The sequence below is a fragment of the Parasphingorhabdus sp. NYA22 genome (genome assembly GCF_976973735.1).
Genome location: NZ_OZ333477.1, coordinates 2,239,144 through 2,258,837, shown reverse-complemented (window position 1 = coordinate 2,258,837; position 19,694 = coordinate 2,239,144). Strand labels below are relative to the sequence as shown.

Genomic DNA, 19,694 nt, shown 5'->3' with positions numbered 1-19,694 from the left:
TGATAATGCTTAAGCGGCCCGGACTTCGGTGACTTCCGGTACATAATGTTTCAGCAAGGATTCGATACCATGTTTCAGCGTGGCCGTGGACGAAGGGCATCCGGCGCAGGCGCCCTGCATTTTCAGGAATACTGTGCCCTTGTTGAAGCCGCGATAGATGATATCGCCTCCATCATTGGCAACTGCGGGTCGGACACGGGTTTCGATCAGTTCCTTGATTTGCGCTACAATATCCGCATCTTCCGGATCATCATGTACTTCCTCTTCGGGCGGCACGATGATGTCGCCGGCACTACCCGGTTTGAATAGTGGCAATCCGGCCGAGAAATGATCGAGCAGGATGCTCAGTACCTGTGGCTTCTGGTCACTCCAGTCGGCGCCCGGTCCACAGGTTACCGAAATGAAGTCCGACCCGAAGAAAACGCCGGTCACATCGCCAAGCGTGAACAGGGCTTCTGCCAGCGGGGAGGTCTCGGCATCTTCCGGCGAGGCAAAGTCGCGGGTTCCGTCGGTCATGACCGGCTGCCCCAACAGGAATTTGAGGGTCGAGGGGTTTGGTGTTTTTTCGGTTTCAATCAACATGACTGTTATCTGGCGATTATATGCGCAGCGATCAAGGGCTAAACATAACTAGTCGAAGCCAGGAGCCGAGAATGTCGGGAATATTCACTGGCCAGTCAGATTGAGCCTGCTTATATCCGGCGCATGAAAACAACATCCCCGCTTCTGTCTCCCTGTCTCTCCACACTGTTTCTGCTATTCGCCTTGCTGGCGATGCCCGGCATGGCCAATGCCGAAGAGGCCAAGGACGATGATGGTTTGCCGTGGCTATATAAGAATAGCGATGTCCCGGTCGACAAGAGCTGGACCTTTGGCGAACTGGACAACGGGATGCGCTATGCGGTCAAACGCAACGGTGTCCCGCCAGGGCAAGTCTCGATCCGCTTGCGGCTTGATGTCGGCTCGCTGATGGAGACCGAGCAGGAACAGGGATTTGCCCATTTCATGGAGCATCTGACCTTTCGCGGCTCGACCCATGTGCCCGATGGCGAAGCAAAGCGTGTATGGCAGAGGCTGGGCGCGACCTTCGGCAGCGACAGCAATGCGGAAACCACGCCGACGCAAACGGTCTACAAGCTGGATCTGCCCAATGCCAACGGTACCAGTCTCGATGAAAGCCTGAAAATACTGTCCGGCATGGTACGCTCGCCGGGGCTAAGCATCACGGCGGTCAATGCGGAGCGCCCCGTAGTATTGGCGGAATTGCGAGAACGCGCAGGGCCCCAGACCATAGTACAAAATGCGACGCGGGAATTATTCTTTGCCGGACAGCGTCTGGCAAACCGCGCGCCGATCGGCACCCCGGAAACATTGGGCGCTGCAACGCCGCAGATGCTGCAACTATTCCATCAGCGCTGGTATCGCCCGGAGCAAGCCGTGATCGTTATCGCTGGAGATGGGGATCCGACATTGTTCGAGGAGTTGCTGAACAAGCATTTCGCGCAATGGCAGGGCAAGGGTGAAGCTGGCATCATTCCTGACTTCGGAGAAGTACAGGATAATGCTGATATCAGCCGGATTGTTATCGAACCCACTTTGCCCCGGTTCATTTCCATGGTCATTGCGCGGCCCTGGGAGCAGGTCGAGGATACGATAGTATATAATCAGCAAATATTGATCGACCTTTTGGCTTTGCAGCTGATCAATCGCCGTCTGGAAGCCCGGGCGAGGGCCGGCGGCAGCTATTTGCAGGCCAGCGTCGGTCAGGATGATGTCAGTCGTTCGATCGACGGCACCTTCATCAGCATCATCCCTCTCGGTGACGACTGGGAAGCTGCGCTCGAAGACGTCCGGGGCGTTATCGCCGATGCTACCACCATAGCGCCTTCCGAAGCGGATATTGCCCGGGAGATTGCCGAATTTGACGCTGCCTTGGCCATTGGCGTGGAGAGCTATCAGACCGAAGCTGCTCGCAAACAGGCCGATGATATCGTCAACGCCGTCGACATCCGCGAAACCATTGCGACGCCTCAAGTGGCGCTCGATGTATTCCGCGCGATGCGGGATCTTTACACCCCCGAGCGGCTACTGGATTCGACTCGCAAATTATTTTCCGGCGTCTCTACCCGCGCCTTGCTGACATCGCCGGATGCCGTTGACGATGGAAAGGTCAGGCTGGCCCAGGCGTTGCGCCGCTCTGTCGATGCGGCGAGTGATGTCCGCGTCACCCAATCCGATATCGGATTTGAAGCGCTGAAAAAAATCGGGATAAAGGGATCGATTCTGTCGTCCAAAATTAACGAGCGCTTCGATATCGAACAGCTGGAGTTGGCCAATGGCGTCAGAGTGTTGATGTTCCCGAACAATGCCGAACGCAACAAGATCATGGTCAATGTCCGTTTCGGCAAAGGCTATAGCGGCCTTTCGTCCCGGCAGGAAACGCTGGCATGGTCAGGCGCCATGGCGCTGATGGCCAGTGGCGTCGGCGATCTCGGGCAGGAGGAACTGGACAAGATTACCACGGGACGCCGGATTGGACTGGGTTTCGGCATCGACAATGATGCCTTCGAGATTTCCGCCGACACACGGCCATCCGATCTTGAAGACCAGTTGCATCTGATTGCAGCCAAATTGGCTTTTCCGCGCTGGGATGCAGCCCCCGTAATCCGCAGCAAGGCCGCTTCCCTGATCAGCTACGACAGCTTCTCGGCCTCACCGCAGGCGGTCATGGGGCGCGATCTGGAATGGCTTGTCCGCGGCAAGGACCCTCGCTGGAAGACCCCGGACAAGGAAGATTTTGATCAGCTGACCGCCGAAAATTTTCGGCAATTCTGGAAGCCGATACTTGCAAGTGGGCCGATCGAGCTGATGCTGTTCGGTGATTTTGACCGGGATCAGGCGATCGAGTCTATTCTCAAGACATTCGGGGCATTGGCAAAACGCGAGCCTCAAGCAGTTTCAGCCGATGCAGAATCTCCGCAATTTCCGACACCGCAAGCTGGTCCGGAAATCCTGGTTCACAAAGGCGATCATGAGCGGGCCGCTGCCATGGTGGCCTGGCCGACAGGCGGCGGGCTGGACAATGTCCGGGAAAGCCGCAAGCTGGAAGTATTGGCGTCGATCTTCAACGACCGGCTATTCGAAATTCTCCGGTCTCAACAGGGCGCAAGCTATAGCCCGCAGGTGGTCAACAGCTGGCCGGTCGAATTTGAATCGGGAGGTTATATTGGCGCGCAGAGCCAGTTGACACCGGACAATATTGACCGTTTTTATAATGTCGTCGCGTTGATTGCCAAGGATCTTCGGGAAAAGCCGGTTAGCGCGGATGAATTGCAGCGCGTGGTAGAACCCTTGCGTCAGTTAATCGCCCGGGCCAGCAGCGGCAATAGTTTCTGGGTGGGCCAGCTTGAAGGAGCGAGCTACAATCCGCAGAAATTTGTCGCCCTGCAAAGTCTGCTTCGTGACTATACGGTGATTACGCCCGAAGAAGTGCAGGCGCTGGCGATAAAATATCTGAATGATGACACGAAATGGAAGCTGGCTGTGTTGCCCGAATCCAATCGTCTGGCTGCCAACGACAATGAACCGACCATCCAGCCTGCGGATGCCGCCGCCAGCAACTAGCCGACAGCTAGCCAGTCACTAGATAGAGTCGACGAGCGCCAATATCTGCTCGTTGCTGGGCCGCTGTTTATAGTCGCCGGATACGGTTCTGGCGATGATCTTGCCGCTCTTGTCGATCAGAAAGACCGAAGCATAGGGGACACCCGCGGCGCGCCCTTCGGTATATTGCGGGTCGCGCAGCCCAAAGCCGTCGATCACTGCGGAAGGCTGGTCGGACAGCATCTCATATTGCAGCATCTGGTTCTTGGAGAAACGGTCCTGCTGGTCAGGACTGTCGTAACTAAGGCCATAGAGATTATAGCCACGTTTCTTCAGATCGCCGACGATCGTGTTGATCGATTTCAATTGTGTCTGGCAATAAGGACACCATTCGACCGAACGCGTAAACACAAGGAGGGCAGGGCCGTTTTCCAGAACCTGGCCCAAAGTGGTTTCGCCCGTGCTGGTCAGCAGGCTGGTGGTCAAGGGAACCTGCTCCCCGACCGCCAGTCCGGCATCTATGCTTTCCGCTTTCGCAACGGGAGCAACCACTGTGTCCCGCTCTTTTTCCGCCTGACCAGTGGCTTCGCCGCTGGCATCGGGAGCAGATTCAGAGCATGCGCTGAGCGCAAGCACTGCAACGGAAGACAATGTCAAAGCGGTTCGTGTCATGGCGTGGTCCATTCGGCTATCTCTGCTCTGGTTCGTCGTTCAAAGCCAGGTCATTACAACTTTGCCATCCCGTTTGCCGGGTGTCAGATACGACGCCCAGAACCTGCAGAGTCTTATCAAAATTCAGCTTTTACCATCACAATACATATTTGGACAGGTCGGTGTCTTTGGCGACGTCCGAAAGCTGTTTCTCGACATAGGCCTTGTCGATGGTAATTTCTTCACCGGCCCGGTCTTCTGCCGTAAAGCTGATCTCTTCGAGCAGCTTTTCCATCACTGTCTGCAGCCGGCGCGCCCCGATATTCTCTACCGTTTCGTTCACATTCGCTGCAATTTCGGCGAGCTTTTCGATCGCGTCGTCGGTAATTTTGATCGTGACATCTTCCGTCCCGAGCAATGCTACATATTGTTCCGGCAAATTGGCTCTGGTTTCGGTCAATATCCGGATGAAGTCGGCTTCGGTCAATGCCCGCAATTCCACACGGATCGGTAAGCGCCCCTGCAATTCGGGGAGCATGTCGCTCGGCTTGGATATAGAGAAAGCGCCCGATGCAATGAACAGGATATGGTCGGTCTTCATCGGACCATATTTGGTCGCAACTGTTGTTCCTTCGATTAGCGGAAGCAGGTCGCGCTGGACGCCCTCCCGACTGACCGATCCGCCGCGCACGTCGCTGACTGCAATCTTGTCGATTTCGTCGAGAAACACGATACCGTTGGATTCGGCGTCGGTGATCGCTGCCCGCGATATATCCTCGTCGTCGAGACGCTTGTCGGATTCTTCCTCGACCAGCTTGTCCCAGGCGTCCGCAACACGCATTTTACGGCGTTTCATGCGCGTCTGGTTAAAGGCTTTGCCCATCATGTCGGAAAGGTTGATCATGCCGACCTGACCACCCATGCCAGGGAGATCCATCGGCATGTTGGGCGCATCTTCCACTTCGATCTCGATCTCGGTGTCGTTCATATGATTGTCGACTACCCGCTGGCGAAAGCTCTCGCGAGTGGCTTCGCTGGCATTCTCGCCGCATAAAACGTCGAGCAGCCGATTCATCGCCGCTTCCGCCGCCGCTTCATGCACGGCCATTCGCCGACGTTCGCGTTCCAGCCGGACAGCCTCTTCCGCGAGATCACGGGCAATTTGTTCGACATCGCGACCTACATAGCCGACCTCGGTGAACTTGGTGGCTTCAACCTTTATAAAGGGTGCATCCGCCAGCTTTGCCAAGCGCCGGGAAATCTCCGTCTTACCGCAACCCGTGGGCCCGATCATCAGGATATTCTTGGGCGTTACTTCCTCGCGCAGCTCGGCCGGAAGCCTCTGGCGGCGCCAGCGGTTCCGCAACGCAACGGCAACGGCGCGTTTGGCGTCTTGCTGGCCGATAATATGTTCGTCCAGTGCTTTGACGATGGCTTTGGGGGTCAGGTTCGCCTGCATGCTAATTTTCTCTTTGTTAGTGATTGTAACGGATCCGACAAGATTTAAGTGTCGCTATCGAGCGTTTCAATCGTGACCTGGTCGTTGGTGAACACGCAAAGTTCGGCCGCAATCTGCATTGATTTTCGGGCCAGCTTTTCGGCGTCCTTTTCATAGTCTTTCAGGGCCCGCGCTGCGGAGAGAGCGAAATTTCCTCCGGAACCGATCGCTGCAATACCTTCTACCGGTTCGAGCACGTCGCCGTTGCCGGTAAGAATCAGCGTTACATCCTTGTCGGCCACGATCATCAACGCTTCCAGATTGCGGAGATATTTGTCAGTCCGCCAATCTTTTGCCAGTTCAACCGCTGCGCGCATCAACTGCCCGTTGTGGCGTTCGAGTTTTGCCTCGAGCCGCTCGAACAATGTGAAAGCATCTGCGGTCGCACCGGCAAAGCCGCCAATCACCGATCCGTCGTGCAATTGCCGTACCTTACGGGCATTCGGTTTCATTACGGTATTCCCCATGGATACCTGACCGTCGCCGACGACAACGACCTTGCCATTTTTCCGTACCGATAGGATTGTTGTGCCGTGCCATTGTTGCAGGCCATGTTGCTGATTTTCTGTCATGAAAACGGATATGGGTAATCCGTTCCAAATGTGCAACCAAAGGCTTCTCAGCTTTACTTCAGGACAGGAAATAGACCAGCGGAATCCGGGCTTCTGCTAGCCCCATAGCCAAAAAAAATGGCGACCGATTGGCCGCCATTTTCAAAATCTATATCTGAACGAGTTCAGGGGGAGGTTGGCGTATCTTCGCTGCCGTCGGCCGCGATGATGATGCCAGCAATCACAGCTGCTGCTGCGAGGATTGCAATAATGATACCGGAACCGCCTTCGAGATCATTTTCGCTATCAACAGTTGCGCTGGTACGTGCAACTGAAGAAACAGGCTGACTAGCCTGTGCCAAAACGGGTGCGCTTACAAGCGATGCGGCTGCAGCTGCAGCCATTCCAATTTTACCGAAACGCATAATTTGCTCCTTCAGGGTTTCGCATTTCACTTAATACGCAACAATCTTTGGCATAACAGGCTACTGAAATCAACCATCTTATTGTTCAAAATCATAATATCGCCGTTCAGTTGCAAAGATCACACAGGTTGAACTTTTGGCCGTTAAATTGAGAGCTTAGGTGCAAGTCGATGGCTCAGGGTTAATTTTTCTGGCCTATCATTCCGGAGTCCCTTGGTTTCCATAGCATGTGCCAATTCAAGACGTTAACCACGGACGTGAATTTCGCTCTGGAATATATAGCTAACAAGTTGTTAACCAGCGCCATGGATAGAGATAGATTGAGAACATTGGCTCTGACCGACGAGGTCGCAAGACATAGCTTTCGCCGCAGTTTGCCGGAAAAAATCATAGGCATTGCGAGAGAAGAGCATGATCTGGATAGAGTATCCACTGCAAAGCAAAAAGGATTCGGGGAAGACATCAGCCTGTTTCTGCTTAGCTTCCTTGCTTTCTTTACTGCCTTTTACATGTTCATCGTCTGAATCGGATTCGGTGACCGATTAGTCGCACGCGCGATGGAGTTGCTCGCCCAGCCATGCTGCTACCAGACACATGGCGGCAACCAGCAAAAGCTGTTCTGTCGTGGAAACGCCCAGCATGCTCAGCCCCAGCGCGACCAGCGCGCCCATAACCATACATCCGGAATTGACGACATTATTGGCGGCAATAGTGCGGGCGGTCTGGCTGATGTCGACCGTCGTGGTCAGAAAAGCGTATAAGGGGACAACAAACATGCCGCCGAATATTGACACGCCGCCCAGCGTACCGAGCAGCGCCCAGGCCCCTTCATGGACGATGAAGGTTTCGAATGTATAGAGCTGGCCATCAGGCAGACCCTGCCAACTGCGGGCTATGAAGAATAAAATAAGCACGAAAACACCCATCATGATGACGCTGGCCGGGGCAAAACGCGCCGAGACTTCGCTCTTCAACAGCCGGTTGACCAGAACCGACCCGATGGCAATGCCGATCGAGAACACCCCCAGAAAAAGACTGGCAACCTGCGGTGTCGCTGTGAGAACATTTTCCACCAGTGGCGGAAATTGAATGATCATGACCGATCCGATGGTCCAGAAAAAGCTGATGGCGATGATCGCAAGATATAATCTGCGCACGTGCAAGGTGGCGGATATCAGCCGGATCGAAGAGCGGACAAAATTGAAATCGATCTTCTCGACTTCTTTTTGCGCTGGGGCCGGCGGCATGAACTGGGCCGCGACACGCCCGATGAGCGCCACGACAAAGACCGCGACAACCGCAATTTCGACTCCGTTTCCATTACGGTCGATGATGATACCGCCGAGAATCGTACCCGCAAGAATCGCGATATAGGTTCCTGCTTCGACCAGCCCGGTACCGGCTAGTACTTCGTCTTTCTCCAAATGTTGCGGCAGAATGGCATATTTTATCGGACCGAAGAAAGTGGATTGCAGGCCGAGGAGAAACAGGGCGGTCAGCATGATGGGAATCGAATGCAGCCAGAGCCCAACGCCGCCGACAACGGCAATGAATATCTCCAACGTTTTTACAAATCGTGTGATTCGCGCCTTGTCGTAATTGTCCGCCAACTGGCCCGCTAGCGAGGAAAACAGGAAGAAAGGCAGAATGAACAGGCCGGAAGCGAGCGCATTGAATGCGAAATCTTCGGATTCACTTTCGTAAATATTGTAGGTCACCAGAATGACCATCGAGAATTTGAAGAGATTGTCGTTAAATGCCCCGAGCAGCTGGGTGAGGAACAGCGGCAAAAACCTTCTAGTTCGCAGCAAATGCGCAGTATTTTGCATAAAGTGAAAATCTCTTTTCGAGCGAAAAATGAGCGTTGCCGTATCCTTAGCCCATTCAGCCCCGGCGTCAAATCGATTGACCGAAGCACCCGCGACGAATTTCCACTCTAGTTGATTGAAACAATTTTCATTTCGGGGAAATCTGTTTATGCGAGAGCCAGCATGCTGAACTTGCCGAACATATTGACACTCTCGCGGATATTTGCGGTGCCGATTCTGGTTTTTCTGCTCTGGCCGAACTTCGAGTCGGCTCGGTCACAGCCTTTGCCGATCGACTATTTGCTCGCCTTCGGGCTGTATTGCCTGATGGCGATTACTGATTATTTCGACGGCTATCTCGCCCGGTCGCAGGGAACGGTATCCAAGCTGGGGATCTTTCTGGATCCGATTGCCGACAAGATCATGGTCGCCGCAGTGGTGCTGATGTTGATATTCACGCGGGATATTAATGGATGGCATACCATAGCCGCGATTGTCATATTGTTGCGGGAAATCACCGTCTCGGGTCTCCGCGAGTTTCTTGCCGGATTGCAGGTCAGCGTTCCCGTGTCGCAACTGGCCAAATGGAAAACCGGATTTCAGATGATTTCGCTCGGTGCTCTGATCCTCGCGGGCGGCTTGCCGCATTTCCCGATTGTGCAGACCGTCGGCTTGTGGACGCTCTGGGCAGCAGCGATTCTAACCCTGATCACCGGATGGGATTATCTGCGCGTCGGCCTGAAGCATATGGACTGATGGATCGCTCGCTCGACATAGTCTATTTTGCCTGGGTGCGGGAACGGCTTGGCGTGGATCAGGAACAGGTAAAACTCGGCGACGGGATCGAGACCATCAGCGATGTATTGAATATGCTTGTCGCCCGAGGCGACGTCTATGCCGATATCTTCGCCGACATTGCAAAACTGCGTTTCGCACTCGATCAGGATTATGGCGTCCCAGCGTCGCCGATCGGATCGGCTCAGGAACTGGCTATTTTCCCGCCGGTAACGGGCGGATGATCAGGATCGAAGTCGGTTCGGCAGATTTCGACATCGGCGTCGAAACGGCGAAAGTCGCCGGGCAGGGCGGCGGCGCAATCGCCAGCTTTGTCGGCCAGGTTCGCGACGACGGCAACCTGCAATCGCTCGAACTGGAACATTATCCGGCGATGACCGACAAGGCACTCACGAAGATTGCCAAAACCGCGCTGTCCGACTGGCCGCTCCACGCCGTCACGATCATCCACCGTGTGGGCACATTGTCAGTCGGCGAGAATATCGTGCTGGTGGTGACCGGATCCGATCATCGCGGGGCGGCGATCGAAGCCTGCTCCTTCATCATGGACAAGCTGAAGACGGTGGCGCCATTCTGGAAGAAAGAGACCCGGACCGACGGTGCAACAAAATGGGTGGAAGAGCGCGCATCCGACGTCGATGCATCGGAAAAGTGGCAGAAATAACCACGAGAATTATGACTGGTTTTTCGAAACCCAGTGCTGAGCACCCTTCATGATCTCCGCCAGCAGCTGAAACTCGCTGCGCCGTGGACTGTTCTTGCGCCAGACCAGAGCGATGTCACGCGTGGCCCGATCCGATTTGAGCGGTCGCGCAACAATATTCGTGTGGTTCAATATTCCGCTGTCGATTGCCATCTTCGGCAGCAGGGTCAGGCCAAGACCATTGTCGACCATTTGCACCAATGTGTGCAATGACGTTCCCATCATCCGGGCGGAGGCTCTCAATTCGGGGCGGTTGCAGGCCGCCAGCGCATGATCTTTCAGGCAATGGCCGTCTTCGAGGAGCAGCAACTGGGTCTCGTCGATTGTCGCCGGATCAACCTGGGCCGGAGGATCGCGGGGATCATCTTTCGGGAATGCTACGAATATTTCATCGCTGAACAGCACTTCGGACTCGACATCGCCGCAAGGGAAGGGCTGCGCCAGCAAGACGCAATCGGCATGCCCATGATGTAGCGAATCGCAAGCCGCCTGACTGGTTTCCTCTTTCAGATAGAGTTTCAGTTCCGGTCGTTCCTTGCGCAGTTGCGGCAGCAGACGCGGCAAAAGAAAGGGTGCGATTGTCGGAATCACGCTCATCCGTATATCGCCCGCCAGCGGTTTGCCCGCAGATCGCGCCATTTCGGACAGCTCTTCTGCCTCGCGCAAGATCCGATAGGCCTTCTCTACCATCTGGTTACCCAGTTCGGTAAAACGGACAACCCGGCGGGTACGCTCGACCAGCACGATATCGAGCAGGGCTTCCAGTTCCTTGATGCCGGCCGACAAGGTGGACTGGGTAACGAAGCAGGATTCCGCCGCTTTACCGAAATGGCCATGTTCTTTCAGCGCCACCAGGTATTGCAATTGTTTGAGCGTGGGCAGGTAGGTCGACATTATCGAGACTTTCGATCAGTAGAAAGGTATTGATCTAATATAGTGATTATGAGGCTTTTGAAAAGCATCATCCGATTTACGTTGCAAGAAAGAACTGGAAATCCGAGCGTGTCGTGCCTAGTTTATGGTCTTCGCAACATCCGGAGGAAATATATGTTTCGGGAACTTGGCGCTTATCTGGATTCCATCAAGGCCCGCGACCCGGCCCCGCGATCGCGCTGGGAAGTGCTGCTCTATCCTGGTGTGCTGGCTATCGGCCTGCACCGGTTCGCGCATTGGCTGTTCAAAGGCGAGCTTTATTTCTTCGCACGGCTGATCAACCACATCTCGCGCTTTTTGACGGCAATCGACATCCATCCGGGTGCAAAAATCGGCCGGCATCTGTTTATCGATCATGGCTTTACCGTGATTGGCGAGACCGCGCTCATCGGTGATAACGTGACCATATATCAATGCGTTACGCTGGGCGGTACCAACCCCACCAATGGTGTTGGCGGAAAACGCCATCCGACCATTGAAAATGACGTTATTTTGGGATCCGGTGCCCAGGTCCTCGGTCCGATCACAGTCGGCAAAAGGGCACGAGTTGGCGCCAATGCCGTGGTCACTCAGGATGTACCGGAAGGTGCCACGATGGTTGGTGTTCGCGCCCGGCCGACTTTGGTCGAGGCAAAAGAATATCAGAAAGAATTTGTTCCCTACGGGACGCCCTGCAGCGAAATTTTTGACCCGTCGACGCAGAAGCTGGAAATTCTCCAGTGTGAAATGGAACAATTGCAGAAACGGATCGCCGCCTTCGCCAAAGAGCGGAACGGCGACGGTGATGCAATCAAAACAAAGGGACGCGATAGCGCTTGATGCGTTTCAGCGATTCCAACATATCGCCTTTTCCACAGCGGGGAACCCCGTCGCAGGTGGGATTCGAGCGCCGCGAAATGGAGCGCATCCTCAGCCTCTACGGCCGTATGGTCGCTGCCGGTCACTGGAAAGACTATGCTATGGACATGCGCAGGGATGTCGCAATATTCGCAGCCTTCCGCCGCGCTTCTGAACGTCCCCAGATCCGGATCGAGAAGCGCCCGTCCGAGCGCAACCGGCAAGGTATGTGGACTCTGCACGGTGAACAGGGGCAGATATTGAAACGCGGCCATGATCTTGCCGGCGTGCTGGCGCCGGTCGAGCGCAAGCTTATGAAACTGGTCGCTGACTAGCAGATCAATTCTGAGCTTGTGCGGGACAGGTCGAAAAACTAACCTTCTACAGCATCGGTATCCAGTGCATAGCCCGCCGATCGGACGGTACGGATGATGTCGGAACGGTCATTGGCGTTCAGCGCTTTTCTGAGCCGCCGGATATGGACGTCGACGGTGCGCAGTTCGATATCGCTATCCTGCCCCCAAACGCTGTCGAGCAGCCGCTCGCGGGAGAATACCCAGTTGGGATGTTCCAGGAAATGGCGAAGCAGGCGAAATTCTGTCGGGCCGAGCGGGATTGTGTCGCCGCCGCGTTTGACCTTGTGGCCGACGGTGTCCATTTCCAGGTCACCAAAGCTGAGTTTTTCACCAGCCAGAGCGGGACGCACCCGGCGCAACACGGCTTTGACCCGAGCGATCAGCTCGCGTGGGCTGAAAGGCTTGGTGATATAATCGTCCGCCCCGGTTTCGAGGCCGCGGATTTTGTCTTCTTCCTCACCGCGTGCGGTCAGCATGATGATCGGGATATTGGCGGTTTCCGAGGAACGGCGCAGCCTGCGACAGACCTCGATACCGGAGAGGCTTTCCAGCATCCAGTCGAGCAAGATCACGTCCGGGCGATGTTCCTGCACCAGCAGCAACGCTTCCTCGCCATCCGGTGTGTGGATGACGTCATATTCTTCTTTTTTGAAGTTCCAGGTCAACAGCTCCGCAAGCGCGGCATCATCTTCGACCAGCAATAATTTGGCATTTACCATCAGTCGGCCTCGTCGCTGAGCGCGTTATCGAGCGGCGTCGTCGGATTCTCGCCGCGGGTCCGCTCCGGCATCGGCTCACCGGTCGCGGCGAAATAGACCATCTCGGCGACATTGGTGGCATGGTCGCCAATACGTTCCAGGTTCTTGGCAATGAACAACAGATGCGCTGCCTCGCCAATGTCCTTTGGGTTTTCGATCATATGGGTGATCACGGCGCGGAAGATGCTGTTGTAGAAATCATCGACGATCTGGTCGCGCCGGTTCACTTCCATCGCCAGTTCCGCATCGCGACGGGCAAAGGCATCGAGCGAGTCCCGCACCAATTCGCTGGCAATTTTCGACATGGATGGCAGCAGCGAAATAGGTGTCAGGCGGTGTGTCTTTGTCACCAGCGGCACCCGTTTGGCGATATTCTTGGCGTAATCGCCAATCCGTTCAACCACTCCGGAGATCTTGAACGTTGCGATCAATTCCCTGAGGTCGTCGGCCATTGGCGCCCGCAGCGCGATCGTCTGGAATGTCAGCTCGTCGATACGCTTTTCGAGTTCGTCGATCAGCTTGTCTTCCCGGACGACTTCTTCTGCCAGTTCGAGATCGCTGTTTTCCAGCGCGCGCATCGCCTTGGCAATCGCCTGCTCGCTGCGTCCGCCGATTTCCGCAACCATCCCGCGCAATTCATTAATGTCGGAATCGAAGGCTTTGACCGTATGCTCTGTGCCAGTGTTGACCATTTTTGAGTTCCTAAACTTCGAGATATCAGCCGTAACGTCCGGTGATATAATCCCGCGTTTTTTCTTCCCGCGGATTGGTGAAAATATCGGTCGTTTCGCCATATTCCACCAAGGTTCCAAGGTGGAAAAACGCCGTTTTCTGAGATACGCGCGCGGCCTGTTGCATATTATGCGTTACGATAACGATCGCATATTTGCCGCGCAATTCATGGATCAGTTCTTCGATCTTTGCGGTCGCGATCGGATCGAGCGCAGAGCAGGGCTCGTCCATCAGGATCACCTCGGGATCAACCGCGATCGCGCGTGCGATACACAGGCGCTGTTGCTGGCCACCCGACAAAGCGGTGCCGCTATCCAGCAGCCGATCCTTGACCTCGCCCCAGAGACCGGCGCGCTGCAAAGAGGATTCGACGATATTGTCCAGTTCGTCCTTGCCGGTGGCGAGGCCATGGATACGCGGGCCATAAGCGATATTGTCATAGATAGACTTGGGGAAGGGGTTCGGTTTCTGGAAAACCATGCCGACCCGCGCCCGCAACTGGACAACATCCATTTGCGGTGCGTAAATATCTTCGCCTTCCAGCTGGATATCGCCGGTGACCCGGGCGATCGGGATCGTGTCATTCATCCGGTTCATGCAGCGCAAAAAGGTCGACTTGCCGCAGCCGGACGGGCCGATGAAGGCAGTGACGCTATCCATGTTTACATCGATGGATACGTCGTTGATCGCCTGCTTGTCGCCGTAGAAAACGTCGACATGACGAGCCGTCATTTTCGGCGTGCCGGCTTCGCTTGTCATATCTGTCTTGGCCGAATCTGTCATATTTACGCTTTCACTCGGTTTTTGCATTGTCTGGTCATCATTCATCATTGCACCTACCAGCGGGTTTCAAAACGGTTGCGCAGATAGATGGCCAGCGCGTTCATCGTCAGCAGGAACAGCAATAGCACGATGATCGCTGCGGATGTTTTCTCGACAAAGCCGCGATCGACTTCATCCGACCACAGGAATATCTGGACAGGCAATACCGTTGCCGGATCGGTGATGCCGCTGGGCGGTGTGGCAATGAAGGCGCGCATGCCGATCATCAGCAGCGGCGCGGTCTCGCCCAGCGCCCGGGCCATGCCGATTATGGTGCCGGTCAATATACCGGGAAGCGCGAGCGGCAATACGTGATGAAACACCACCTGCAGCGGGCTCGCACCGATGCCCAGCGCGGCTTCACGGATCGAAGGCGGCACCGCTTTTACCGCGTTGCGTCCGGAAATGACAATCACCGGCATGGTCATCAGCGCCAAAGTCAGGCCGCCAACCAGTGCACCGGATCGCGGCATCCCGAAAAAGTTCAGGAACACGGCCAGCCCCAGCAGACCGAAGATGATCGACGGCACCGCTGCCAGATTATTGATCGAAACCTCGATCAGGTCGGTCAGCCGGTTTTTCGGTGCATATTCCTCAAGATAGAGCGCCGCCAACACGCCGACCGGGAAAGCCAGGAGCAAGGTCACGATCATGGTGATCAGCGAGCCTTTGAACGCCCCCCAGATGCCTACTTGCATCGGGTCCGTAGCATCGGAATGGCTGAGGAAATTCCAGTTGAAGCCGGTCGATAGTTGATCTCCCAGCTCGCGGACCTTCTGTTCGGATTCAGGATTGCCCGCGTCCTTGTAGGCGACATCGATATCCGAAATAACCGGCAGATATATCGTGGTCTTCTCCCCGACAATATCCGGATTATTCAGGATCATTGCGTTGACTGCTGTCCAGCCACCCGGCGAGAACAGATCGGTGCCGTCCGGTCCATATTGGATTTCGATACTGCTATCGACAATTTCGCGCAGCCCCATGGACTGCAAATTGGCATTTGCATTCGGTCCTTCAAACTGGCTGGGCGATGCGCCTCCGGTCACCGCAGGAAAATCTATCTCGACCGGCAATTCGGTCTGGGTAAAGCCGCGGAAGCCGTTGCCAACCATGACCACCAGCAGAAAAGCCAGAAAACCAGCGGACAGCATGACTGCAGCCATGCCCAAAGCCTTGAATCGCCGTTCGGCGGCATAGCGCCGGGCGATACGCTTTTGCATCGCCGTGCCCTGCCAGTCGGTCGGGTTGCGCTTCATGTCGGTGAGACTATTCATATGCTTCCCGATATTTTTTGACCACGCGCAAGGCGATGAGGTTGAGCAGCAGGGTTACGATAAACAGGACCAGTCCCAGGGCAAAAGCCGCCAGTGTCTTCGGACTGTCAAATTCCTGATCACCGGTGAGCAGTTGGACAATTTGTGTCGTAACAGTGGTAACACTGGAAAAGGGATTGGCGGTCATATTGGCAGCAAGACCGGCCGCCATCACAACGATCATCGTTTCGCCGATCGCGCGGCTTACGGCGAGCAGGACACCGCCCACGACACCCGGCAAAGCGGCGGGGATCAGGACCTTCTTGATGGTCTCGCTATGGGTCGCGCCCATCGCCAGCGAACCGTCGCGCATCGCGCTGGGTACCGCGGCAATACTGTCATCAGCCATTGAAGAGACGAACGGAATGATCATGATGCCCATCACCACACCGGCGGCCAGAGCAGATTCCGAAGAGGCACTGGTGATCCCGATCGAGACTGCAAAATCGCGCAGCGCAGGCGCTACGGTCAAGGCTGCGAAATAGCCATAGACCACCGTCGGTACTCCGGCGAGAACCTCCAGTATCGGTTTCATCCAGGCACGGAATTTCGCAGGCGCATATTGGGTGAGATAGATGGCGCTCATCAGGCCTAGCGGGATCGCCACGATCATCGCGATTATCGCGCCGATGAAAACCGTACCCCAGAAAAGCGGAATGGCGCCAAACCCGGTCTCGCCTCTCGGTCCGGCGACCGCTTTCGGATTCCATTCGGTGCCGAACAGAAAGTCTATCGGTGAAACCATGGAGAAGAAGCGGGCGGATTCGAACACCAGCGACAGAAAAATGCCAACGGTGGTAACGATTGCGATCAGCGATGCGAGCAACAGGACCAGCATCGTCACACGTTCGATTTTTGTGCGCGCTCTCAGATCCGGCTTGATCTGAAGCCAGGCGTAAACGCCGCAAGCAAATACCATGAGCAGCGCCGCAACCGCCCCGATCATCTGGTAATAGGAAATGGCGTCGCGATAAGGCTCGACCATCGATTGGGACAGCGGATTGAAGGCATTGACCTGATTGCCATAGGCAATGGCGCGGGCCTCGGACAGAATCGCCGCCCGGGAGAAACCGTCTTGCGGCAGTCCCGCCGCTGCAGCGCTGGTCAGCGCGGCATCGGTTATCAGCGCCGGGCTGACAAAGCTCCAGACCATCATGAAAATTGCGGCGGGAACGATCGCCCACAAAGCGACATACCAGCCATGATAGCTCGGCAGCGAATGCAGCGCAGATCGGGATGTCTTGCCGCCCGCTTGCATTCCGGAAGCCTTCAGGCGACCAAAAAACCACGCGACCAGACCCAGGCCGATTACGAGAAAAAGAAGCGTTGCACTTGTCACAATATCTGGTTCCGCCCCTGCATCAATATCATCTAAAACGTAACGCCCGCTCAGGCGTGCCTATTTAAGTTCGCCAATGGCAAGCGGTGTCATGTTGCGGACCACATCGGTCATTTTCTCACGTACATTGTCTGGCGAAGCAATCAATCCGGCTTTAACCAGATAACCGTCGCGGGTTCCCGCGTTGATGAACTCCAGCATATATTCGCGAAGCCCCGGGATGACGCCGACATGCTGGTTCTTCACATAAACATAGAGCGGCCGCGCACCGGGATATTCTCCTGAAGCAATGGCTTCATAAGTCGGATTGACGCCTGAAACCGAAATGCCCCGCACGCTGTCGAGATTCTCTTCCAGAAAACTATAACCGAAAATGCCCACGCTATTCGGATTGGCTTTCAGCTTCTGGACGATGAGATTGTCATTTTCACCGGCATCCACATAGGCGCCATCGGCTCTCACTTCATGACAGACGGCATTAAAAGCCTCTTTGTCGCTATCCTTGAGCGCTTTTGTCGCCGGATCGGTAACACATCCGACTTCCATGATCAGTTCGGTGAGCGCATCGCGCGTGCCCGACGTTGAAGGCGGCCCGTAAACGCTGATCGCAAAATCCGGCAGCGACGGATCAATATCCGACCATTTTTTTGCTGTATTTTCTTTTCCGAACGGCCGTTCGGCAATGGCTTTGTATATCTGTGCCGGGGTCAGCGAAAAGGAGACGCCGTTATTTGCCTGAGCAATGGCTATGCCGTCGATGCCGACCTGTACCTCTACGATTTCGGTGACACCATTGCTCTGGCACAATTCAAATTCGGACGCTTTGATCCGGCGGGAGGCGTTGGCGATATCGGGAGTGTCTGCTCCGACGCCAGCGCAGAACAGGCTCATGCCGCCGCCGGTACCGGTCGATTCGAGAATCGGAGACGGATTGGCTCCGTTGATGCTGAATTGTTCGGCCACTGCTTTTGCAAAGGGGAAAACGGTAGACGATCCGACAATCCGGATCTCACTGCGAGTGCCGCCCTGGCCGCCGGAAGCCTGATCCTGACAGGCGGATAGCCCAAAAGAAGCGATCGTCACGAGCGCGAGTGTTCTTAACATTCAAAAATTCCTAATTCATCTGCGCTCGATCCATGGCGATAAGCACCAAGGGCCGGATTAACAGGCTTGTTGGGGAGGCTTTTAGGGAGGTGCAATGTCCTGTTCGTTACAGTTATATTACGAAAATGTGACAGAGGTGAAGAACGGGCTTTTCCGGAAAGAAAATTCCGGCGGGCATTGGTCAATCAACGCTCTTTTCGACAGGATCTACGCCCAGACTATTATTCGCGATCGGCAGCAGCACGGAGACCGTCGTGCCGCGGCCTACTTCGCTGGTAATTTCCATCCGTCCGCCGTGCCGTTCGGAAATATGTTTGACGATGGCAAGGCCAAGTCCTGTCCCGCCGATCGATTTGCTGCGCCCTTTGTCAACGCGATAGAAACGTTCGGAGAGCCGGGGAATATGTTCGGGGGCAATGCCATCCCCCTGATCGCTAATGGCAAGATATAACATCGTCCCGGCTTTGTTGGGCGCGACATTAATTTTGACCGGCGTCCCTTTTTTTCCGTATTTGAACGCATTGCTCAGCAGATTGTTGACGACCTGCGCCAATTGCGCGCGGTCGCCATGGATCATCGGTATATTGGCCGGCAGATGGACCTGTATTTCATTTTCCTTTTTGCCGCGGCTGTTGATGTAAAAATTGCGGGCTTCCTCGACCAGTTCGCTCAGGTCGATTTTGTCGGAGGGCAGTTCGAATTTTTCCGCCTCGATCCGGGAGAGCGACATCAGATCTTCAATCAGGCGCTGCATGCGGTCGGCTTCATCATACATGATTTTCAGGAAACGGGCGCGGGTCGCATCATCCTTGCCGGCCTTGGGGTCTTCCAGCGTTTCCAGAAATCCTTTGATCGCGGCCAATGGCGTACGCAATTCATGGCTGGCATTGGCGACAAAATCGGTGCGCATTCTCTCGGCTGCATAGCGGCTGCTGCGATCCGAAAGCTGGACCAGTTTCAGACCATCCTGCAGCGTATGAATTCGCAATTCCCATCTTTGATCGGTGCTGCCGACGCCGACAAGCAGGATAGGCTCGCCTGTGTGCTTCGCATCCGGATTGGCGAGCCGGTCAGCCGCAGCGGGGTGGCGAATGGCGATCCGCACATCCTCGCCGACAATATGATCTCCCAGAACATGGGCCGCTGCAGGATTGGCTGCGGCCACCTTTGCATTGCGTATCAGCATAATCGGATCGGTAATCGGGTCGATAATATCCTGATAGGCTTCCGACCGGCCCTGATAGAGGATCCGTTTACGCTGCCGCTCCAGCGCTGCCGGGTCTGGCAAGGGCGGAGCAGGCCGGTCCTGCAAGACTGTGAACAAGGCGATTGCTCCGGAGACGATGACGACAATGAACTGCGGACCGGATTGCGACAACTGGCCCGCAAGAATGCCGCCTCCGACAATGAATGCCAGGGCAACCAGCAAGCGAAAAGGGGACACCGAAGTCATCTGGTCGATT

21 protein-coding genes are annotated in these 19,694 nt (G+C 55.4%); 7 read left to right on the top strand and 14 right to left on the bottom strand.

Features of this window, described 5'->3' with window-relative positions; translation table 11 throughout:
* Nucleotides 1-9: 9 nt before the first annotated feature.
* Nucleotides 10-582, bottom strand: coding sequence for a NifU family protein (locus ACWFTY_RS10890; RefSeq protein WP_447524248.1), 573 nt, complete (start codon nt 580-582; stop codon nt 10-12).
* Nucleotides 583-705: 123 nt separating this feature from the next.
* On the opposite strand from ACWFTY_RS10890, the gene ACWFTY_RS10885 reads away from it, so the two are divergent.
* On the top strand, nt 706-3,624 hold the full coding sequence (locus ACWFTY_RS10885; RefSeq protein WP_447524247.1) for a M16 family metallopeptidase: 2,919 nt from the start codon (nt 706-708) through the stop codon (nt 3,622-3,624).
* A gap of 18 nt (nt 3,625-3,642) precedes the next feature.
* Here the strand turns inward: ACWFTY_RS10885 and ACWFTY_RS10880 are convergent, their stop codons facing one another.
* The 4 genes from ACWFTY_RS10880 to ACWFTY_RS10865 all read right to left on the bottom strand — a co-directional run bounded on the left by ACWFTY_RS10880 (nt 3,643) and on the right by ACWFTY_RS10865 (nt 6,728).
* A complete protein-coding gene (locus ACWFTY_RS10880; RefSeq protein ID WP_447524246.1) occupies nt 3,643-4,275 on the bottom strand; it encodes a peroxiredoxin family protein in 633 nt (210 codons plus the stop codon).
* 136 nt (nt 4,276-4,411) lie between these two features.
* Nucleotides 4,412-5,713, bottom strand: a complete 1,302-nt coding sequence (gene hslU, locus ACWFTY_RS10875; RefSeq protein WP_447524245.1) for an ATP-dependent protease ATPase subunit HslU — start codon at nt 5,711-5,713, stop codon at nt 4,412-4,414.
* Nucleotides 5,714-5,757: 44 nt separating this feature from the next.
* Nucleotides 5,758-6,324, bottom strand: a complete 567-nt coding sequence (gene hslV / locus ACWFTY_RS10870) for an ATP-dependent protease subunit HslV (protein ID WP_447524244.1) — start codon at nt 6,322-6,324, stop codon at nt 5,758-5,760.
* A 164-nt stretch (nt 6,325-6,488) separates the two neighbouring features.
* A complete protein-coding gene (locus ACWFTY_RS10865) occupies nt 6,489-6,728 on the bottom strand; it encodes a hypothetical protein (RefSeq protein ID WP_447524243.1) in 240 nt (79 codons plus the stop codon).
* A 329-nt stretch (nt 6,729-7,057) separates the two neighbouring features.
* On the opposite strand from ACWFTY_RS10865, the gene ACWFTY_RS10860 reads away from it, so the two are divergent.
* Nucleotides 7,058-7,252 carry a hypothetical protein gene (locus tag ACWFTY_RS10860; RefSeq protein WP_447524242.1) on the top strand — a complete coding sequence of 65 codons (195 nt, stop codon included), beginning with the start codon at nt 7,058-7,060 and terminating at the stop codon, nt 7,250-7,252.
* Between the two features lie 18 nt (nt 7,253-7,270).
* On the opposite strand, the gene ACWFTY_RS10855 is transcribed toward ACWFTY_RS10860, so the two are convergent.
* Nucleotides 7,271-8,557 (bottom strand): MFS transporter, encoded by a 1,287-nt coding sequence (locus ACWFTY_RS10855; RefSeq protein ID WP_447524241.1) that lies wholly within the window; start codon nt 8,555-8,557, stop codon nt 7,271-7,273.
* A 162-nt stretch (nt 8,558-8,719) separates the two neighbouring features.
* On the opposite strand from ACWFTY_RS10855, the gene pgsA reads away from it, so the two are divergent.
* The 3 genes from pgsA to ACWFTY_RS10840 are packed head-to-tail and all read left to right on the top strand — an operon-like array spanning nt 8,720 to nt 9,995.
* Nucleotides 8,720-9,292, top strand: coding sequence for a CDP-diacylglycerol--glycerol-3-phosphate 3-phosphatidyltransferase (gene pgsA / locus ACWFTY_RS10850; RefSeq protein ID WP_447524240.1), 573 nt, complete (start codon nt 8,720-8,722; stop codon nt 9,290-9,292).
* Nucleotides 9,292-9,555 (top strand): molybdopterin converting factor subunit 1, encoded by a 264-nt coding sequence (gene moaD, locus ACWFTY_RS10845; RefSeq protein WP_447524239.1) that lies wholly within the window; start codon nt 9,292-9,294, stop codon nt 9,553-9,555. Before pgsA ends, moaD begins: the two co-directional genes overlap by 1 nt.
* A complete protein-coding gene (locus tag ACWFTY_RS10840) occupies nt 9,552-9,995 on the top strand; it encodes a molybdenum cofactor biosynthesis protein MoaE (RefSeq protein ID WP_447524238.1) in 444 nt (147 codons plus the stop codon). The genes moaD and ACWFTY_RS10840 overlap by 4 nt, the downstream gene beginning before the upstream one ends.
* 9 nt (nt 9,996-10,004) lie before the next feature.
* Here the strand turns inward: ACWFTY_RS10840 and ACWFTY_RS10835 are convergent, their stop codons facing one another.
* Nucleotides 10,005-10,928, bottom strand: a complete 924-nt coding sequence (locus ACWFTY_RS10835; protein WP_447524237.1) for a hydrogen peroxide-inducible genes activator — start codon at nt 10,926-10,928, stop codon at nt 10,005-10,007.
* Between the two features lie 153 nt (nt 10,929-11,081).
* Here ACWFTY_RS10835 and epsC point away from each other — a divergent pair, with 153 nt between their 5' ends.
* Both epsC and ACWFTY_RS10825 read left to right on the top strand, forming a co-directional pair.
* Complete coding sequence (gene epsC, locus ACWFTY_RS10830) at nt 11,082-11,786, top strand: serine O-acetyltransferase EpsC (protein WP_447524236.1); 705 nt, start codon at nt 11,082-11,084, stop codon at nt 11,784-11,786.
* Nucleotides 11,786-12,139 carry a DUF2794 domain-containing protein gene (locus tag ACWFTY_RS10825; RefSeq protein WP_447524235.1) on the top strand — a complete coding sequence of 118 codons (354 nt, stop codon included), beginning with the start codon at nt 11,786-11,788 and terminating at the stop codon, nt 12,137-12,139. Before epsC ends, ACWFTY_RS10825 begins: the two co-directional genes overlap by 1 nt.
* 38 nt (nt 12,140-12,177) lie before the next feature.
* Here ACWFTY_RS10825 and phoB read toward each other — a convergent pair whose 3' ends face one another.
* The 7 genes from phoB to ACWFTY_RS10790 form a co-directional block, all read right to left on the bottom strand.
* On the bottom strand, nt 12,178-12,879 hold the full coding sequence (gene phoB, locus ACWFTY_RS10820; RefSeq protein ID WP_447524234.1) for a phosphate regulon transcriptional regulator PhoB: 702 nt from the start codon (nt 12,877-12,879) through the stop codon (nt 12,178-12,180).
* A complete protein-coding gene (gene phoU, locus ACWFTY_RS10815) occupies nt 12,879-13,610 on the bottom strand; it encodes a phosphate signaling complex protein PhoU (RefSeq protein ID WP_447524233.1) in 732 nt (243 codons plus the stop codon). The genes phoB and phoU overlap by 1 nt, the downstream gene beginning before the upstream one ends.
* 25 nt (nt 13,611-13,635) lie before the next feature.
* On the bottom strand, nt 13,636-14,433 hold the full coding sequence (gene pstB, locus ACWFTY_RS10810; protein ID WP_447524232.1) for a phosphate ABC transporter ATP-binding protein PstB: 798 nt from the start codon (nt 14,431-14,433) through the stop codon (nt 13,636-13,638).
* 53 nt (nt 14,434-14,486) lie between these two features.
* On the bottom strand, nt 14,487-15,749 hold the full coding sequence (pstA, locus tag ACWFTY_RS10805; protein ID WP_447524231.1) for a phosphate ABC transporter permease PstA: 1,263 nt from the start codon (nt 15,747-15,749) through the stop codon (nt 14,487-14,489).
* Nucleotides 15,742-17,127 (bottom strand): phosphate ABC transporter permease subunit PstC, encoded by a 1,386-nt coding sequence (pstC, locus tag ACWFTY_RS10800; protein WP_447524230.1) that lies wholly within the window; start codon nt 17,125-17,127, stop codon nt 15,742-15,744. The genes pstA and pstC overlap by 8 nt, the downstream gene beginning before the upstream one ends.
* Before the next feature lie 60 nt (nt 17,128-17,187).
* Complete coding sequence (locus ACWFTY_RS10795) at nt 17,188-18,231, bottom strand: substrate-binding domain-containing protein (protein ID WP_447524229.1); 1,044 nt, start codon at nt 18,229-18,231, stop codon at nt 17,188-17,190.
* Nucleotides 18,232-18,412: 181 nt separating this feature from the next.
* Nucleotides 18,413-19,684: a sensor histidine kinase gene (locus ACWFTY_RS10790; RefSeq protein WP_447524228.1), complete on the bottom strand. Its 1,272-nt coding sequence runs from the start codon at nt 19,682-19,684 to the stop codon at nt 18,413-18,415.
* Between the last annotated feature and the right edge of the window lie 10 nt (nt 19,685-19,694).

Coding starts and splice junctions, on each gene's coding strand:
- ACWFTY_RS10790 (WP_447524228.1), bottom strand. CDS start 19,684: ATGACTTCGGTGTCCCCTTTTCGCTTGCTGGTTGCCCTGGCATTCATT.
- pgsA (WP_447524240.1), top strand. CDS start 8,720: ATGCTGAACTTGCCGAACATATTGACACTCTCGCGGATATTTGCGGTG.
- hslV (WP_447524244.1), bottom strand. CDS start 6,324: ATGACAGAAAATCAGCAACATGGCCTGCAACAATGGCACGGCACAACA.
- phoB (WP_447524234.1), bottom strand. CDS start 12,879: ATGGTAAATGCCAAATTATTGCTGGTCGAAGATGATGCCGCGCTTGCG.
- ACWFTY_RS10865 (WP_447524243.1), bottom strand. CDS start 6,728: ATGCGTTTCGGTAAAATTGGAATGGCTGCAGCTGCAGCCGCATCGCTT.
- ACWFTY_RS10840 (WP_447524238.1), top strand. CDS start 9,552: ATGATCAGGATCGAAGTCGGTTCGGCAGATTTCGACATCGGCGTCGAA.
- moaD (WP_447524239.1), top strand. CDS start 9,292: ATGGATCGCTCGCTCGACATAGTCTATTTTGCCTGGGTGCGGGAACGG.
- hslU (WP_447524245.1), bottom strand. CDS start 5,713: ATGCAGGCGAACCTGACCCCCAAAGCCATCGTCAAAGCACTGGACGAA.
- phoU (WP_447524233.1), bottom strand. CDS start 13,610: ATGGTCAACACTGGCACAGAGCATACGGTCAAAGCCTTCGATTCCGAC.
- ACWFTY_RS10825 (WP_447524235.1), top strand. CDS start 11,786: ATGCGTTTCAGCGATTCCAACATATCGCCTTTTCCACAGCGGGGAACC.
- pstB (WP_447524232.1), bottom strand. CDS start 14,433: ATGACAGATTCGGCCAAGACAGATATGACAAGCGAAGCCGGCACGCCG.
- ACWFTY_RS10880 (WP_447524246.1), bottom strand. CDS start 4,275: ATGACACGAACCGCTTTGACATTGTCTTCCGTTGCAGTGCTTGCGCTC.
- ACWFTY_RS10885 (WP_447524247.1), top strand. CDS start 706: ATGAAAACAACATCCCCGCTTCTGTCTCCCTGTCTCTCCACACTGTTT.
- epsC (WP_447524236.1), top strand. CDS start 11,082: ATGTTTCGGGAACTTGGCGCTTATCTGGATTCCATCAAGGCCCGCGAC.
- ACWFTY_RS10855 (WP_447524241.1), bottom strand. CDS start 8,557: ATGCAAAATACTGCGCATTTGCTGCGAACTAGAAGGTTTTTGCCGCTG.
- ACWFTY_RS10835 (WP_447524237.1), bottom strand. CDS start 10,928: ATGTCGACCTACCTGCCCACGCTCAAACAATTGCAATACCTGGTGGCG.
- ACWFTY_RS10890 (WP_447524248.1), bottom strand. CDS start 582: ATGTTGATTGAAACCGAAAAAACACCAAACCCCTCGACCCTCAAATTC.
- pstA (WP_447524231.1), bottom strand. CDS start 15,749: ATGAATAGTCTCACCGACATGAAGCGCAACCCGACCGACTGGCAGGGC.
- ACWFTY_RS10795 (WP_447524229.1), bottom strand. CDS start 18,231: ATGTTAAGAACACTCGCGCTCGTGACGATCGCTTCTTTTGGGCTATCC.